This is a genomic window from Saccharothrix sp. NBAS 001 (assembly GCF_056640475.1).
In genome coordinates this window covers 9,735,507-9,751,690 of sequence record NZ_CM153251.1, presented here as the reverse complement: position 1 = coordinate 9,751,690, position 16,184 = coordinate 9,735,507, and the positions used below count along the sequence as shown (strand labels likewise).

Genomic DNA, 16,184 nt, shown 5'->3' with positions numbered 1-16,184 from the left:
TCACCGCATCCACAGGTCGGGGTCGGGGCGGAACCGCACCGCCAACCCGTCGTCGTCCAGTTCCGCGCCGAGCACCACGCACCGCCGCAGCAGCGACGGCAGGGCGATCAGCTTGCGCCGCCCGTCCACGGTCACCGCGAGGTCGTCGCCGACCCGCGCGAGGTCCGGGGTCGAGTCGCCGACCGGCAGCGCCAGCCGCAGCTCGTACTCGTCGCCGACCCGCACCACGTCGACCAGCGGCCCCCGCGCGCCGGAGCCGGCCAGCGGGTCCGCGCCCCGGTAGAGGCCGTCCGCGACCTCCAGCAGCGCGGCCAGGCCGACCGGTTCGCCGGCGCGGTGCTCGACGGTGCGCACCGGGCCGAGGTCGAGCGAGGCCAGCACGGCGTCCTGCTCGGCGCGCCGGGTGCGCAGCCAGGCCGCGGCCGGGCCCCGGTCGTCGTCGCCGAGGTGCGGCACCAGCCGGTTGACGATCACGCCGTCGACCCGGATGCCCTGCAGCGCGAGCGCGGTGACGGTCCGGCGGGTCTCGGCGGCGACCACCCGTTCGGGGGTGAGCACCAGCCGGACGGCGGTGGTGTCGGCGGTGAGCAGCGCGCGCAGCTGCTCCAGGCTCTCCGCGAGCCGGCCCAGCGCGTCGGCGGTGGCGTCCCACCTCTCCACCGACGCCGCGCCGCCCGCCAGCCCGGCGAGCAGGCCGCGGACCACCCGGCGGTGGGTGGGGAACAGCCGTTCCAGGTAGGAGCCGACGGCTTCGGGCAGGGCCAGCAGCCGCAACGTCTCGGCGGTCGGGCCGCAGTCGACCACGACCACGTCCCACGGCCCGGTTCGCGCCAGCCGCCGCACCTCGGACAGCGCGAGCAGCTCCTCCACGCCCGGCAGGACGGTCAGCTCCTCGGCGTCCAGCTCGTCCACGCCCGCACCGGCCAGCACGGTCCGCAGGTGCCCGCGCAGCTCCCGCCACGTGTCGTCGACCAGCGCGCGGGGGTCGACCTGGGCCGCGTGCAGGCCGGCGTCCACCTCGGTGGGCGAGGTGCCCAGCGGCACGCCGAACGCGTCACCGAGCGAGTGGGCGGGATCGGTGGACACGACCAGGGCCTTGCGCCCGCCGGCGGCCAGCGCGGCGGAGGTGGCGGCGGCGAGGGTCGTCTTGCCGACCCCGCCCTTGCCGGTGAACAGCAGCAGGCGCGCGCTCATCCAGCGTTTTCCACCCGGCGCTTGAGCTCCTTCAGCGCGGTGTCCATGATCATCTTCTCGGCTTTGCGGCGGAACAGGCCGATCATCGGCACCACGAGCTGCACGGACAGCGTGTAGGTCACCTCGGTCGAGCCGCCGCGCTCGGTGAACGCGTAGCTGCCCTCCTGGGACTTCTGCATCTGCCCCTTGACCAGGTGCCAGGAGACGCGCGCGGTCGACCACTCGTCGTAGGCCAGCACGTACTCGTCCTTGATCGGACCCTGGTCGATGTTGAACTTCACCTGTGCCGCGTAGTCGTCCGCGCCGGTCGACAGCACCTCGGTGCGCTTCACCCCGTTGGCCCATTCGGGGTACGCGGCGAAGTCGGCGATCACCGCCACGATGTCGGAGGGAGCCGCGTCGATGACGATGGACTGGGTGGACTCGTCGGCCATGCCGGGCAGGCTACCCGGTGGTTCTGCTCACCAGCGCAACACGTGGGGCGTGCCGCTGCGCTGGAAGTGGCCGACGTTCACGCATTCGGTCCACCCCACCCGCACCCGCCGCGCCATCGGCTGGTGCACGTGCCCGAACACCGACCACCGGGGCCGGTCGCGGCGGATCGTGTCCAGCAGCGCCGCGGACCCCCACTCGGGCCGGCGCGCCACCACGTCGTAGGTCAGCTCGGCCACGGCGGGCGGGATGTGGGTGCACAGCACGTCCACCGGGCCCAGCCCGGCCAGCGCCGCGTCGAACTCGTCCTCGGTGCGCAGGTACGGGTACCAGGCCGCGCCGGGCCGCCGCACGAACCCCGGCGCGATCAGCGCGCCGCCGACGAACCCGAACTTCAGGCCGCCGATCTCGGTGGACTCGCCGTCGAGCACGTGCACCCCGTCGCGGACGAACCGCGGCCACAGCTCGGGGCTGTCCACGTTGCCGGGCGTCGCGTAGGTCGGCGCGCTCATCGCCGCGAACAGCTCGGTGTACTGCTCCAGCACGGCTTCGCGGACGACCTCCGCCGCGTCGTCCAGGCTGTCCCACAGCGACCGGATGTAGCGCACGGTCTCCGGGCCCATCCGCTCGCGCCGCAGCCGGGCGAACACCTCGACCTTCTCCGCGCCGAACACCCGGCCGAGGATGCCCTTGCCGTGGTCGTAGTAGTCGACGAAGTCGACCAGGTCCCCCAGGACCACCAGTGCGTCGGCACCGTCGCCCGCCCGGGCGAGGGCCTCGGCGTTGCCGTGGACATCCGAGACGACGTGAACCCGCACCCCGTGGAATCTACGGCAGGACGGGCGGCACGCCGGGCTCCCGGCCTGCTTCCAAGGTCGTTTTCAGCCCCAGGGACACCTGTTTGGCGGCCAGTTGGCGACGGCGGAGTTCCTGCCGCACCCGTTTGGGTGTCGTCTCGCCGCGCGGGTCGGCGCGCAGGAAGTAGTGCAGCAGGGTGCCGTCGAGCACCGGCTCCAGCCAGACCTCCATCGTGCCGACCAGCGCGCCGCCGACGGTCCAGCGCAGACCCTGCGCGCCCCGGTCGAGGTAGACCTCCAGAATGAGGTCCGGCCAGTACCGCGCCCACGATTCGGGAGCGGCGAAGGCGGCGGCCACCACCTCGGGAGGGACTGCGAGAAATGTCTCGTCCACGACGTCCACGCTCGGCACGGGTGGGAAGAGTGCCACGACACGATCACGGAACAGACCACCGGCCTGGTGTATCGCCGGAATCACAGGCTAAGTTTCCCCACCGGTAACAAACAAATCGTCCGGAGGTTGACGTGCGCGAGTTCAGCGTCCCCGCCACCGCCACTGTGGCTGCCGAGGAGAACCTCACCGACATGGTGCAGGCGAACGCGGAGCGCTTCGGCAACGCCGTCAGCTTCCGCCGCCGCGTCGACGGCACGTGGGTGGACGTGACCGCCCGCGACTTCGCCGCCCAGGTGCTCGCGGTCGCCAAGGGCCTGATCGCGTCCGGCCTGCGGGCGGGCGACCGGGTCGGCCTGATGTCCAAGACCCGCTACGAGTGGACCCTGCTCGACTTCGCCGTCTGGCACGCGGGCGGCGTCGTGGTGCCGATCTACGAGACGTCGGCGGCCGAGCAGGTCGAGTGGATCCTGTCCGACTCCGGAGCCAAGGCCGTGTTCGTGGAGACCGCCGAGCACAAGGCCACCCTGGACACCGTCGTGTCCGGGCTGCCGGAGCTGGGCAGCGTCTGGCAGATCGACGGGCCGGGCGCGGACGCCGCCGGCGCGATCGACGAGCTGACCGCGCTCGGCGCGGGCGTGTCCGACGACGACGCGCGCGCCCGGCGCAAGGAGGTCGGCGCGGACGACACGGCGACCATCGTCTACACCTCGGGCACCACCGGCCGGCCCAAGGGCTGCGAGCTGACGCACTACAACCTGCTGTCCGAGGTGCGCTCCGACGTGGCGGCGTTCCCGCAGCTCATGCAGGCCGGCAACTCGCTGCTGGTGTTCCTGCCGCTGGCGCACATCCTGGCCCGCGCGATCGCCCTGTGCGGCGTGTACACCCGGGTGACGCTGGGCCACACGCCGGACGTGCGGAACCTGGTGGACGACCTCCAGTCGTTCCGGCCGACGTTCGTGGTGGCCGTGCCCCGGGTGTTCGAGAAGGTCTACAACGGCGCGAAGCAGAAGGCGCACGCGGCGGGCAAGGGCAAGATCTTCGACGCCGCCGAGGCGACCGCGGTGGCCTACAGCCAGGCGCAGGACACCGGCGGCGCGGGCCTGGGGCTCAAGCTCAAGCACGCGCTGTTCTCGAAGCTGGTCTACTCCAAGCTCCAGGCGGCGCTGGGCAGCCGGTGCATCGCGGCGGTGTCCGGCGGCGCTCCGCTGGGCGCGCGGCTGGCGCACTTCTTCCGCGGCGTCGGCGTGCCGGTGCTGGAGGGCTACGGCCTGACCGAGACCAGCGCGGCGGCGTGCGTGAACACCGTGTCGGCGTTCCGGGTGGGCACGGTCGGCCGGCCGATCGCGGGCACCGCGGTGCGGATCGCCGAGGACGGCGAGATCCTGATCAAGGGCGACGTGGTGTTCCGGTCGTACTGGAACAACGCGGACGCGACCCGCGAGGCGCTGGAGGACGGCTGGTTCCACACCGGCGACCTGGGCGAGCTGGACGGCGACGGCTTCCTGCGGATCACCGGCCGCAAGAAGGAGATCATCGTCACGGCGGGCGGCAAGAACGTCTCGCCGGCCGTGCTGGAGGACCGGCTGCGGGCGCACCCGCTGATCAGCCAGTGCATGGTGGTGGGCGACGCGCAGCCGTTCATCGGCGCGCTGATCACCATCGACCCGGAGTTCTTCCCGGCGTGGAAGGAGCAGAACGGCAAGTCCGCGTCGGTGTCCGTGGCGGACCTGGTCGACGACGAGACGCTGCGGGGCGCCATCCAGGCGGCGGTGGACGAGGCCAACCACGCGGTGTCCAAGGCGGAGGCGATCAAGAAGTTCCGCATCCTGCCGGTGGACTTCACCGAGGCCGGCGGCGAGATGACGCCGAGCCTGAAGCTGCGCCGCTCGGTGGTCGCGACCACCTACCAGCAGGACATCGAGGCGATCTACGCGAAGTAAGACGAGTGGCCCGCACCCAGCGGGTGCGGGCCACTCGACCCCCAGTGATCGTTATCCGCTGTCGCGGATTCGAGAAGCTGTGTTGTCCCGGTCCCCCAACCGGGACGTCCTGAAGACTGCCGGACCTCGCTGTCGTATCGCTGACGCGGCGGTGACTCGGGCCGTCAGCGGCACCCCTAGGCTGGTGGTCGCGGGACGTTCAGCCGAGGGGATCGACGATGGGATCGGGGCCGCTGTTCGCTCTGCTCGGCCCCCTGGAGGTGCGCCTGGACGGCCGGCGGGTGCCGGTCCGGGCGGGCAAGCACCGGGCGCTGCTGGCCGCGCTCGCGCTGCGCGCGGGCCGGGTGGTGCCGGTGCACGAGCTGGTGTGCTTCCTGTGGGGCGACGACCCGCCCGCGCGCACCAGGGGCACCCTCCAGACCTACGTGATGCGCCTGCGGCAGCTGCTCGGCGACCCGTCGCTGATCCGCACCACCTCGGACGGCTACCGGCTGGTGGTCGCGCCCGAGCAGGTCGACGTGCACCGGTTCACCACCGCCGCCGGACTCGCCCGCCAGGCCGCGCGGCGGGGTGATCCCGCTCACGCCGCCGGGCTCTACGCCGAGGCGCTGGGCCTGTGGCGCGGGCCGGCGCTGGCGGACGTGCCGTCCGAGGCGCTGCGCGACGACGAGGTGCCCCGGCTGGTCGAGCGGCTGATGACCGCGCACGAGGAGCACAACGACGTCGAGCTGGAGCTGGGCCACCACGAGCGGCTGGTGCCGGTGCTGCGCGGCCTCACCGCCGACCACCCGCTGCGCGAGCGGTTCTGGGCCCAGCTGATGCTCGCCCTGTACCGGGGCAGCCGGCAGGCCGAGGCGCTGGAGGCGTTCCGCCGGGTGGACCGGGTGCTCGCCGGGCAGCTGGGCATCGAGCCCGGCCCGGAGCTGCGCCGGCTGCACCAGGCGATCCTGGTCGGCGACCCGGCGCTGGCCGCGCCCGCCGGACCGGTCGACCCGGACGTGCCCGACCAGCTGCCGCCGGACGTGCCTGGGTTCGTCGGGCGGGACGCGGACGTCGAACGGATCACCCGGCTGGTCGCACCCGAGGGCGAGACCGGCACGGCGGTGCCGATCGTGGTGCTCACCGGCGTGCCCGGGGTCGGCAAGACGGCGCTCGCGGTCCGGCTCGCGCACCGGCTGCGGCACCGGTTCCCGGACGGCCGGCTGTACGTGGACCTGCGCGGCCTCGGCCCGGAGCCGCCGCCGCGCGCCGAGGAGGTGCTGACCCGGTTCCTGCGGGCGCTGGGCGTGCCGCCGGAGCAGATCCCGGTCGAGCAGGACGAGCAGGCTTCGCTGTTCCGGTCGCTGCTCGCGGGCCGCCGGATGCTGCTGGTGCTGGACAACGCCGCCGCGCCCGACCAGGTGCGCCCGCTGCTGCCCGGCACCGCGGGCTGCCCGGTGCTGGTGACCAGCCGGGACGACCTGCGCGGCCTGATCGCCGTGGACGGCGCCCGCCGGGTCGCGCTGGAGGTGTTGCCCCCGGCCGAGGCGCAGGCCGTGCTGGGCCGCTCCGGCCCGGCCGCCGCGGAACTGGCCGAGCGCTGCGGCCGGCTGCCGCTGGACCTGGTCGTGGCCGCCGCGTCGCTGGGCGACGGCTCGGTGTCGCGCTACCTGGACCGGCTCGGCGACCGCCGCCCGCGCGACCTCGCCGTCGCGGCGCTGCCGCCCGACGCGCGCCGGCTGTTCTGCCGGCTCGGCGCGGTGCCGGGCGTGGACTTCACCGCCGAGGTCGCCGCCGCCGCGGCCGACCTGCCGGTGGAGGTCGCGGGCAGCGTGCTGGCCCGGCTGGCGGCCGCGCGGCTGCTCCAGGGCCACGGCGGGCGGTACTCGTTCCACGACGAGCTGGGCCGGTTCGCCCGCGAGCTGGCCGAGGTGGCGGGCGAGGACACCGCGCGGGCCCGGCTGCGGGTGCTGAAGTTCTACGTGCGGGCCGTCGACCACTGCGCGGAGCTGCTCTACCCGGACCTGATGCGGCTGCCCGCGACCGACCCCGACCCGGTCGGCCCGCCCCGGGTGGAGACCGCCGCGCAGGCCCGGTCGTGGCTGGACGCGGAGCGCCCGAACCTCACCACGGCGATCCGGTCGGCCGCCCAGCACGGCCCGGCGGAGATCTCCTGGCGGCTCGCGGACGGCCTGCGCGGGTACCTGTGGATCGGCAAGCACGTCGCCGAGTGGGCGACCACCGCCCGGTACGGCCTGGACGCCGCGCACGAGCAGCGCGACCGGGCAGGCGAGGCGGCGATGCGGCAGAACCTGGGCACCCTGCACTGGCGGATGGGCGATTTCGAGGCGTCCGTCGCGCACTACACGCGGGCCGTCGAGCTGCACCGGGCAGCGGGCGACCTGGCCTCCGAGGCGGGCGTGCGGGGCGCGCTGGGCCTGGCCCGGCTGGACGCGGGCGACCTGGCCGGGGCGCGCGACGACCTGGAGACGTGCCTGGCGCTCAAGCGCGAGTCCGGCGGTCCCCGGGCCGGCGAGACCGGCGTGCTGACCGGGCTGGGCCTGCTGGCCATCGACACCGGCGAGCTGGCCGAGGCCGAGGACCTGCTCGGCGAGGCGCTCGCGGTCAGCGCCGCGCACGGCCAGCGGACCGGCGAGATCAACTCCCGGGTGCTGCTCGGCATGACCGCGCAGCTGCTGGGCGAGCCGCAGCGGGCGCTCACGCACCTGGACGAGGCGCTGCGGCTCAGCCGCGAGGCGGGTTTCCGGGCGTCCACCGCGCGCGCCCTGGAGGCCACCGCCACCGTGCGGCTGGACCTGGGCGAGCCGCTGACCGCGCTGGAGCTGGTCGACCAGGCGCTGGCCGAGCTGCGGGAGGACGGCGACCAGCGGGTCACCACGAGCGTGCTGACCGTGATGGCCGCGGCGAACCGCGACCTGGGCGACCTGGGCGCCGCCGACGAGCAGTTCCAGCAGGCGCTCACCAAGGGCCGCCGGATCGGGTTCCGGTTCGGCGAGGCCAAGGCCCTGGTCGGCCTGGCGGCCGTGCGCCGGCTGCGCGGCGAGCCGGCCGAGGCCCGCGCCCTGGCCGCCCAGGCGGTCACCCTGACCACCGACCACGGCCTGCGCATCCTGGAGGGCTCGGCCCGCGCCGAGCTGGCCGCCGCCCACCTGGCCCTGGGCGACCACGCGGCGGCCGCCGCCGAATCCGCCCGAGCCCACGCCCTGCACACCCGGACCGGCCACCGCCCGCCGGTCGGCCACTAGATGACTGATTCCCAGGGTTGGTGGTCGTAGGCGGTCGGGGATCGTTTGACTGGTCGTTGTGCCGGATGGCTGCGGTGGGGGCGAGGACGCGTTGCAGGACGCGGGCGATCACTCCTGCGGGTGTGCGTCCGCCGTGTCGTTCGAGGTCGAGTCGGGCCTTGAGGGTCTGGTCGATCGACTCGACGGTCTGGCGCAGCGGCTTGGACAGTCGGGTGCCGGGCCGTTCGGGCTCGCCCGTGCGTGCCCGGCGCAGCAGGACGAGGCCGGCCCCGGCCAGGGCCTGTTCGAAGTCAGGCCCGTAGTAGTGGCCGTCGGCGATCGGCACCTGCCACGGCCGGGGAGCGGTCAGGGCCGGGTCGGTGTCGAGGACGTCGAGGATGTCGAGCGGGGCGGTGCGTTCGTCGGCCTTGGCCCCGGTCGACGCGAACGCGACCGGCAGACCTCCCGACCCCGGACTCCACGGGCCAGGTGCGGCCTTCAGCAGATCGCCGGTCCTGACGTGGAGTGCGGTCTCCAGGTGCCTACTCCTTGGAATCATCCAGGAGGACGCGGCGCTCAGCCGTCGATCAGGCACGCCAGACGGGCCGCCAGGTCGTCCCAGCGCCACTCGCGGGACACCCACTCGCGGCCCGCCAAGCCCATCTTCGCCGCCAGGTCGCGGTCTTCCAGCAGCCGCCCGACCTCGGCCGCCACCTCGGCCACCGCGCGGCCGTCCACCACCGTGCCGGTCACGCCGTCGCGCACGGTCTCCGGCGCGCCGCCGGAACGCCCCGCCACGACGGGCAGCCCGGTCGCCGAAGCCTCCAGGTAGACGATCCCCAGCCCCTCCACGTCCAGCCCGCGCCCGCGCGTGCGGCACGGCATCGCGAACACGTCGCCCGCGTTGTAGTGCGCCGGCAGCTCCGACCACGGCACGGACCCGGTCAGCACCACGTGCTCCGCGACGCCCACCGACGACGCCAACCGCGCCAGCCCGTCCGCGTAAGGCCCGCCGCCCACCAACAGCAGCGCCGCGTCGGGCACCTTCCGGCGGATCTCCGGCAACGCCCGCACGAGCACGTCCTGCCCCTTGCGCGGCACCAGCCGCGACACGCACACCACCACCGGCCGGTCACCCAGGCGGTAGCGGTCGCGGATCTCCGAGCGCGCCGCCGGGTCGGGCGCGAACACCGCGGTGTCCACTCCGGACGGAAGGTGCTCCAGCGCCGCCAGCGGACCGAACGCGGCGGCGAACCGGGACCGCGTGTAGCGGCTGACGAACGTCACCACGTCCACCGCGGAACCGATGGCGCGCAACGACTGCCGCGCCCCCGGCAGCATCGACCAACCCACCTCGTGCCCGTGCGTGCACGCCACCACGCGGTGCGCGCCCGCGTCGCGCAGCCACGGCGTGAGCAGCGCCAGCGGTGCCGCCGCGCCGAACCACACGGCCTCGCAGCGGTGCGAGCGGACGATCTCCGCCGCACGCCGCCGCACATCCGGTGTGGGCAGCATCAGCGTGCCGGGGTGCCGGATCACCTCGAACGGCTGGACGGCGTCGAACTCGGGGTGCGAACCGGACGGCGACTCCCACGACGGCGCGTAGACCACCAGGTCGGGCAGCCGGACCGCGAGTGCGTGCAGGTACGCCTGGATCCCACCGGGCCGGGGTGGGAAGTCATTGGTCACCAGCAGTGTCCGACGCACCGGCCTCACGGTACGCCGAAGGAGGACCGGAGGAATTCCCGCCAACCCCGCACCAACTCGGCCAGGTCCAGGCCGGTCGTCTCGCGCACCAGGGACGCCGTCCGCTCGTCGTCCAACCGCCCCGCGCCGGCCATCCGGCGGTAAGTCCGCACCAGTCCCGGCTCGCCGAGCCGCTGCGCCAAGTACAGGTTGAACGACCACGACTCCTGGTAGGCCAACTCCATGCCCTCGCCCCGGAACCGCGCGTCGGACGGCAACGCGTCCGGCAGCGCGACCCGCGCCTGCGCCGCCAGCGCGGGCGCGGCCTTGCGCGGCGGCAGGTCGCTGCCCCGGTAGCCCACGTAGTCCGCGAACCCCTCCAGCAGCCACATCGGCGCGCCGTCCACGGTCTCGCCGCGCGCCGCGATGTGCGTGATCTCGTGCCGCAGCAGCACCCGCAACGCCAGCGGCGACAGCACGGCCGCGCCGGCCGGGTTGAGCACCACCCGCTGGCCCTGCGCGGTGCGGGTCGCGGAGTCCACCCGGTCGGCCACCGCGACGCCCGCGATCGAGCCGTCCGCGAACCCCGGCCCGACCAGGGCCTGGAGTTCGCGCGCGTCGGCCGGGATCAGCACCGCCACCTGGCGCGCCCACGCCTGGCCCCACACCTCGGTCACCGTGCCCACCGCGGTGTCCAGTTCGGCCAGCACCCGCGCGGCCAGCGGCTCGCCGCCGGGGTGGCTGAGCACGAACCCGCCCGGGCCGGTCAGCACGTGGCACGGCCCGAAGTCCCACGGCCCGCGCCAGGTGCGCTTGCCCAGCGGCTCCAGCGCGGTGTCCGAGTTGAGGTACCAGCGGTCGCCGCGCCGGGTGAACAGGTAGGCCATGCCCTGCGTGCTGGGCACCGCGTCCACGCCGCGCAGCCGGTAGGACAGCCGCACGTCCGGGGCCCACGACTCGTCGGCGGCGGGCAGCCGCACGGCGGCGAGGTCCGTCTCGCCCTCCAGCCGGTACGCCCAGTCGCCCAGCGGCACCGCCGCGAGGTTGCGGAACAGGTCGCGCTGCCGCTGCCGGAAGTCCGGGTCGGCGGCCGGGTCGAGGTCCGCGGTGAACGCCGCCTCGTCGCGGTCCAGCAGCGCGCGGGCCCGCCGGTCCAGCAGGTCGCGCACGGCGTGCCCGCGCGGGTCGGGGTCGGTCGCCGACGCGCCGGACACCGGCGGGGCGCCCGGCGGCACGGCCAGGGCCAGCCCGCACAGGAACGTGGCGGCCACGACGGCGGCCAGCAGGACCCGGAAGCGGTTCACGCTTCGCCAAAGTAGTCGGCAGGGCCGCCCCGGTGCGGGACGGCCCTGCCGGACGTGCTGGCGGATCAGCCCTCGATGCGGCGCATCGCGTAGATGGAGCCCGGGGACTCCAGCGACACGATCTTCACCGGCACGCCGTCCGTGGACGCGTGCACGACGCTGCCGTTGTCCACCGCCATGCCGACGTGGTTGCCGCCGTTGTAGATGATCAGGTCGCCCGCGCGCACTTCGCCGCGCGACACCGCGCGCCCGGCACCGGCCTGGCCGTTGCTGGTGCGCGGGATGGTCACGCCGGCCGCGGCGTACGCCTTGGACGTGAGACCGGAGCAGTCCCACAGGTCCGGACCGGTCGCGCCGTACTGGTACATGTCGCCGCGCTGCGCCAGCGCGAACGCCAGTGCCGCGCCCGCGGTGCCGGCCGGCACCGCGATGTTGGAGGTGTCGCCGGGGTCGGCCAGCTGCTTGCGGTCGGTGGTGCTGAGCCGGTTGAGCTGCGTCTTGACCTCGTCGATCTGGCCGCTGAGGTCTTCCTGGCGCTTCTTGATGTCGTCGGCGATCTTGGCCGACTCGTCGGTCGCCTTCTGCGCGCGACCCTGCGCGTCGGACGCCGCGGTCTTGGCCGACACGGCCGCGTTGACCGCGTTGGACAGCTTGTCCAGCGCCTCGCCGTTGTCCGCGGCGAGCACGCCCAGCGCCGACATCCGGTTGAGGAAGTCCTGCTGCGAGTCGCTGACCAGCAGTGCGGACAGCTGGTTGAACCGCGCGCCCTCGAACGACGCCTCGGTCAGCTTGTCGACCTGGACGCGGAAGGTCTCTTCGTCGTTCTTGGCCTGGTCGCCCGCCTGGGACGCCTGGGCCAGGTCCGCGTTGGCCTGGTCGAGCAGCTTCTGGTTGTTGTCGCGCTGCTCCTCGGCCCGGAGGAGTTCCTCGTTGAGCTTGGTGGCCTGCTCGGCCAGCTCGTTGTACTTCTTCAGCGCGTCCGAAGCCGTGTTCGGCTGAGCCCCGGCGGGAACGGGCATGACGCCCACCGCCGCGGCGGCCACCGCCGTGGCCGCGATCGCCCCGCGCACACCGCGCTTGAGTCGTTGCGACGCCACAGTCGCGTGTCACTCCTAACGTATGAACCGCCGACCGGTCGGGCGCGCGTGTCCGCACCTGCCCGACTGATCCGGCTTTCGCAAGCTCCGGTTCGGCTCCCCGACAGGCCGATTCGGCGGTGAACCCGCGTCGCCGTCCAGGATGGACGGCTGCCCGCCGCGAGATCTCGGCTAGGTTACGAAAGGTGAGGCCCGGCGTCCACCCGCAGGGCCCCGAAAACCTTTCAGGTTGACAACGATCCCCGAACGGCCGACCCGTGACCTCGAAGTGTGACCAACCGTGGTGTGAAAAACACGACGTGTGTCACACCCGTCCCAGCCTGGCGAGCAGCACGGCGGACGGCACCGGGTGCGCACCCCGCCGTCGGACGGAGTCCGCGACCGCCCGATCGGAGGTCACCACGACCACCGGACGGCCCTCCGGCTCGGCGGTGACCAACGCCCGGATCACGTCGTCCGCCAACACCCCAGGGTCGCTGAACAGCACGCGAACACCGCGCGGCGCGCTGGTCGGCACCGCCACCACCCCCGCGCCGTCGAACACCAGCGTCACCTCCGCGCCGGTCCGCGCGGCGAGCACCGCGAGCTGGTGCACCAACCGGTCGCGCTGGTCGGACAGCGACAGCTCCGGGTAACCCGTCTTGGTGACGTTGTAGCCGTCCACGATCAGGTGAACGGCGGGCAGCGCGAGCAGCCGGTCCAACGCCGCCGGGTCCTCGACCCGCCCCACCGCGGACTGCGCGGCGCTCGCACCCCGCACCAGGTCGGCCGGCCTCGGCCCCGCACCACCCAGCGCGAGTTCCCGGCGCAGCCCGTTGACCGCGCCGTCCAACGTGTCCACCAGCAGCGCCAACCGCACCTCGTCGGCCTGCCGGGCCTCCTTCGCGGACTGCCGCGCCACCTCCGCGTCGGCCTCCGCGCGCTGCGCCTTGCCCCGCTCGTTCTCCGCCCGCTCGCGCTCCCGGTCCCGCTCGGCGGTGATCCGCCGGACCTCCGCGTCCGCGTCGGCCCGGGTCCGCTCGGCCGCCAGCAGCGCCGCCTCCGCCCGGTCCTTGGCCTCCCGCAGCCGCACCCCCTGCTCCCGCAGGCGCTTGCGCAGCCGCTCCAACTCGACCTCGGCCTCTTCCCGGATCTTGTCGGTGACCGTCGTCGACTCGGCGCGCTCGGCCTTGAGCCGTTCCAGCTCCTGCTCCAGCCGGTCCGACCTCGACACCGCGGCATCGCGCTCGACCCGCAGCGCCGCCTCGCTCCCCCGCCGGGACACCAGCTCGACGAAGTGCGCCGCGACCTCCTCCCCCTGCAGGATCGCCGCCGCGCCGGCGGCCACCGGGTCCGGCGAGGTCACCTCCAGCGCGGCCGGCCGGTTGCGCTGGAGCCACTCGACCACGGCCGCCCGGAAGTTGGCCGACCCGCGCAGCCCCGCGATCAGCGGACCACCGCCCAACCGGGCCCGCTTGGTCGGCGCGAACCGCGCGACGGCCCGCAACGACTGCGGCACGTCCACCTTGGCCAGATCGCCGAGCGCGTCCGCGCTCAACTCGGCCAACCGGGCGCGCAGTGGCTCCGGCAACGCCCCCCAGTCCACAGTGGACTCGACGGGCGCGTCCGGCTCTCCGGTCACGAGCCCGCCGTCGTCAGGCGCTATCGGGTCTTGCACCCGTACAGGCTACGGCAGTGTTGGATGGCCGCGACTGCATTGGATGGCCGCGACGGAGTCGCGGCGGCTCGGCCGCCTGGAAGTCGGCGGCTCGCGACCGATTTCCCGCCGATCGAAAAGCGTGATCGGCGGGAAATGGGGCGCGAACCACCGACGCGGCCTCGCGTGGTGGCTGGGAGCTGGGGGAACGGGATCGGAACGGCGGACCAACAAGGGGGACCGAAGGAGCGGACGACGAGAGGGGTCCGGAGGAGCGGACGGCGGGAGGGGTGAGTGGGGAGGCTGGGGCGGAGGTGGGTGGGGAATGTCGTACCGGCCGGCTACGGTCCGGGGCGATGAGTACCGCCCTGCCCGCCCAGCTCTCCTTCGACGAGTTGGGCACACCGTTGCGCGACACCACGTTCGTCGTGTTCGACCTGGAGACGACCGGCGGCAGCGCCAACGCCGACACGATCACCGAGATCGGCGCGGTCAAGGTGCGGGGCGGCCGGGTGCTCGGCACGTTCTCCACCCTGGTCGACCCCGAGCGCGGCATCCCGCCGCAGATCGTGGCGCTGACCGGGATCACCCAGCTCATGGTGACCGGCGCGCCCCGGCTGGCCACCGTGCTGCCCGCGTTCCTGGAGTTCGCCGCCGGGTCCGTGCTGGTCGCGCACAACTCCGGGTTCGACGTCGGCTTCATCAAGGCCGCCTGCGAGCGCCACGGCTACCACTGGCCCAAGCCCGGCGTCGTGTGCACGGTGAAGCTCGCCCGCCGCGTGCTGACCCGCGACGAGGCCCCCAGCTGCCGGCTGTCCGCGCTGGCCCAGCTCTTCCGGATCGGCACCACGCCCAACCACCGGGCCCTGGTCGACGCGCAGGCCACCGTCGAGGTGCTGCACCACCTGCTGGAGCGGGTCGGGTCGGTCGGCGTGCACTCGCTGGAGGAGCTGCTGGCCTACCTCCCCGAGGTGACGCCCGCGCAGCGGCGCAAGCGCGAACTGGCCGCGCACCTGCCGTCGACGCCGGGCGTGTACCTGTTCCGGGGCCCGTCCGAGGAGGTCCTGTACGTCGGCACGGCTTCGGACCTCCGCAGGCGGGTCCGCCAGTACTTCACCGCCTCGGAGGGGCGGCAACGGCTGCGCGAGATGGTCGCGCTGGCCGTGCGGGTGGACGCGGTCGAGTGCGCGCACGCCCTGGAGGCCGAGGTCCGCGAACTGCGCCTGCTCACCGCGCACAAACCCGCCTACAACCGCCGCTCCAAGAACCAGGGCGGCTGGTGGTGGCTCACCCTCACCGACGAGCCCTTCCCGCGCCTCTCCCTGGTCCGCACGCCGCGCGCGGGGGCCATCGGCCCGTTCCGCTCCCGCAGGCTCGCCGAAGCCGCCCAGGACGCCCTCCAGGACGCCGTGCCGGTGCGGGCGTGCGCGCAACGGATCTCCGCCCGCAAACCCACCGGCACGCCGTGCGCCCTGTTCGAACTGGGCCGCTGCAAAGCCCCCTGCGCGGGCCGGCAGTCCGTCGAGGAGTACTCCCCCGCCGTGACCGCGCTGCGCGACCTGGTCGACGGCCGCGACACCACCCCGTTCCGGGGCATGGCCGCCCACCTCGAAGAACTCTCCGCCGCGCACCGCTTCGAGGACGCCGCCGCCCACCGCGACCGGCTGTCCGGCCTGGTCCGGGCGCTGGACCGGGGCCAGCGGCTGGCGGGCCTCGCGGTCCTGCCCGAACTCGTCGCCGCCCGCCCCGACGGCGAGCGCGGCTGGGAGTTCGCCGTCGTGCGGCACGGCCGGCTGGCGTCCGCCGGCGTGGCCCGCCGGGGCGTGCCCCCGATGCCCGTCGTCGCCGCCCTGGTCGCCGCCGCCGAGACGGTCGTCCCCGACGACGGCCCGCTGCGCGGCGCGCCGCCCGAGGAGACCGCGGTGATCCTGCGCTGGCTCGACCGGCCGGGCACCCGGCTGGTGCACTGCGACCGGCCCTGGACCTCGCCCTCGGCGTCGGCCGGGGCGTGGCGGGCGTGGGTGGAGCGCGCCGAGGCCGGCCGGGACCAGTACCGGATCACGGGCCACTAGCATGTGGGCACCCCGACCTTGACGAGGAGGACGCTGTGATCACCGCGATCGTGTTGATCCAGGCCGCCGCCGATACCATCCCGGACGCGGCGCAGGCGATCGCCGACATCGAAGGCGTCACCGAGGTCTACTCGTGCGCGGGCGATGTGGACCTGATCGCCCTGGTGAAGGTGGCCCGGCACGAAGACCTGGCCGAGCTGGTGCCCGGCCACATCTCCAAGGTGCCCGGCGTGCTGAACACCGACACCCACATCTCGTTCCGCTCGTACTCCAAGCGCGACACCGAAGCCGCCTTCTCCGTCGGCCTCGACGAGGGCTGACCCCGGTCCCGGGGCGTCACCGCCCCGCGACCACCGGCCCCGCGAACCACCGGCCGGCGCACGAAAAGCTCCCGGCGCACGAAAAGGC

At 74.2% G+C, this 16,184-nt stretch carries 12 protein-coding genes and 1 pseudogene; 4 read left to right on the top strand and 9 right to left on the bottom strand.

Annotated features, from left to right (window positions below; all coding sequences use genetic code 11):
* Genes AC0HI0_RS44210 through AC0HI0_RS44195 form a run of 4 tightly spaced genes read right to left on the bottom strand, consistent with a single transcriptional unit; the run spans position 1 to position 2,853 of the window.
* Positions 1 to 1,194 (bottom strand): ArsA family ATPase, encoded by a 1,194-nt coding sequence (locus AC0HI0_RS44210; RefSeq protein WP_480929424.1) that lies wholly within the window; start codon positions 1,192 to 1,194, stop codon positions 1 to 3.
* A complete protein-coding gene (locus tag AC0HI0_RS44205; protein WP_480929423.1) occupies positions 1,191 to 1,628 on the bottom strand; it encodes an SRPBCC family protein in 438 nt (145 codons plus the stop codon). The genes AC0HI0_RS44210 and AC0HI0_RS44205 overlap by 4 nt, the downstream gene beginning before the upstream one ends.
* 27 nt (positions 1,629 to 1,655) lie before the next feature.
* Positions 1,656 to 2,444: a metallophosphoesterase family protein gene (locus AC0HI0_RS44200; protein ID WP_480929422.1), complete on the bottom strand. Its 789-nt coding sequence runs from the start codon at positions 2,442 to 2,444 to the stop codon at positions 1,656 to 1,658.
* A gap of 10 nt (positions 2,445 to 2,454) precedes the next feature.
* A complete protein-coding gene (locus tag AC0HI0_RS44195) occupies positions 2,455 to 2,853 on the bottom strand; it encodes a polyketide cyclase / dehydrase and lipid transport (protein ID WP_480929421.1) in 399 nt (132 codons plus the stop codon).
* Between the two features lie 95 nt (positions 2,854 to 2,948).
* Between AC0HI0_RS44195 and AC0HI0_RS44190 the strand changes: the two genes are divergently transcribed.
* Complete coding sequence (locus AC0HI0_RS44190) at positions 2,949 to 4,757, top strand: AMP-dependent synthetase/ligase (RefSeq protein ID WP_480929420.1); 1,809 nt, start codon at positions 2,949 to 2,951, stop codon at positions 4,755 to 4,757.
* Positions 4,758 to 4,975: 218 nt separating this feature from the next.
* On the top strand, positions 4,976 to 8,002 hold the full coding sequence (locus AC0HI0_RS44185; protein WP_480929419.1) for an AfsR/SARP family transcriptional regulator: 3,027 nt from the start codon (positions 4,976 to 4,978) through the stop codon (positions 8,000 to 8,002).
* Here the strand turns inward: AC0HI0_RS44185 and AC0HI0_RS44180 are convergent.
* The 5 genes and pseudogenes from AC0HI0_RS44180 to AC0HI0_RS44160 all read right to left on the bottom strand — a co-directional run.
* A pseudogene (locus AC0HI0_RS44180) lies at positions 7,999 to 8,447 on the bottom strand (IS982 family transposase); the annotation flags it as partial. The gene AC0HI0_RS44185 and the pseudogene AC0HI0_RS44180 overlap by 4 nt on opposite strands.
* Positions 8,448 to 8,557: 110 nt before the next feature.
* The gene (locus tag AC0HI0_RS44175) at positions 8,558 to 9,688 is read right to left on the bottom strand and encodes a glycosyltransferase family 4 protein (protein WP_480929418.1); all 1,131 of its coding nucleotides are present in this window, start codon (positions 9,686 to 9,688) and stop codon (positions 8,558 to 8,560) included.
* Positions 9,689 to 9,693: 5 nt separating this feature from the next.
* Positions 9,694 to 10,971 carry a basic secretory protein-like protein gene (locus AC0HI0_RS44170; protein WP_480929417.1) on the bottom strand — a complete coding sequence of 426 codons (1,278 nt, stop codon included), beginning with the start codon at positions 10,969 to 10,971 and terminating at the stop codon, positions 9,694 to 9,696.
* A gap of 65 nt (positions 10,972 to 11,036) precedes the next feature.
* Positions 11,037 to 12,068, bottom strand: coding sequence for a C40 family peptidase (locus AC0HI0_RS44165; protein ID WP_480929416.1), 1,032 nt, complete (start codon positions 12,066 to 12,068; stop codon positions 11,037 to 11,039).
* A gap of 304 nt (positions 12,069 to 12,372) precedes the next feature.
* The gene (locus AC0HI0_RS44160; RefSeq protein WP_480934526.1) at positions 12,373 to 13,689 is read right to left on the bottom strand and encodes an NYN domain-containing protein; all 1,317 of its coding nucleotides are present in this window, start codon (positions 13,687 to 13,689) and stop codon (positions 12,373 to 12,375) included.
* 371 nt (positions 13,690 to 14,060) lie between these two features.
* Here AC0HI0_RS44160 and AC0HI0_RS44155 point away from each other — a divergent pair, with 371 nt between their 5' ends.
* Both AC0HI0_RS44155 and AC0HI0_RS44150 read left to right on the top strand, forming a co-directional pair.
* Positions 14,061 to 15,776, top strand: a complete 1,716-nt coding sequence (locus AC0HI0_RS44155) for a DEDD exonuclease domain-containing protein (RefSeq protein WP_480929415.1) — start codon at positions 14,061 to 14,063, stop codon at positions 15,774 to 15,776.
* 35 nt (positions 15,777 to 15,811) lie between these two features.
* Positions 15,812 to 16,096 carry an Lrp/AsnC family transcriptional regulator gene (locus AC0HI0_RS44150; RefSeq protein WP_480929414.1) on the top strand — a complete coding sequence of 95 codons (285 nt, stop codon included), beginning with the start codon at positions 15,812 to 15,814 and terminating at the stop codon, positions 16,094 to 16,096.
* Positions 16,097 to 16,184: the final 88 nt, after the last annotated feature.

What these genes read in the sequence shown, in the direction of transcription:
- AC0HI0_RS44210 (WP_480929424.1), bottom strand. Translation starts at nt 1,194, where the DNA reads ATGAGCGCGCGCCTGCTGCTGTTCACCGGCAAGGGCGGGGTCGGCAAG.
- AC0HI0_RS44185 (WP_480929419.1), top strand. Translation starts at nt 4,976, where the DNA reads ATGGGATCGGGGCCGCTGTTCGCTCTGCTCGGCCCCCTGGAGGTGCGC.
- AC0HI0_RS44155 (WP_480929415.1), top strand. Translation starts at nt 14,061, where the DNA reads ATGAGTACCGCCCTGCCCGCCCAGCTCTCCTTCGACGAGTTGGGCACA.
- AC0HI0_RS44205 (WP_480929423.1), bottom strand. Translation starts at nt 1,628, where the DNA reads ATGGCCGACGAGTCCACCCAGTCCATCGTCATCGACGCGGCTCCCTCC.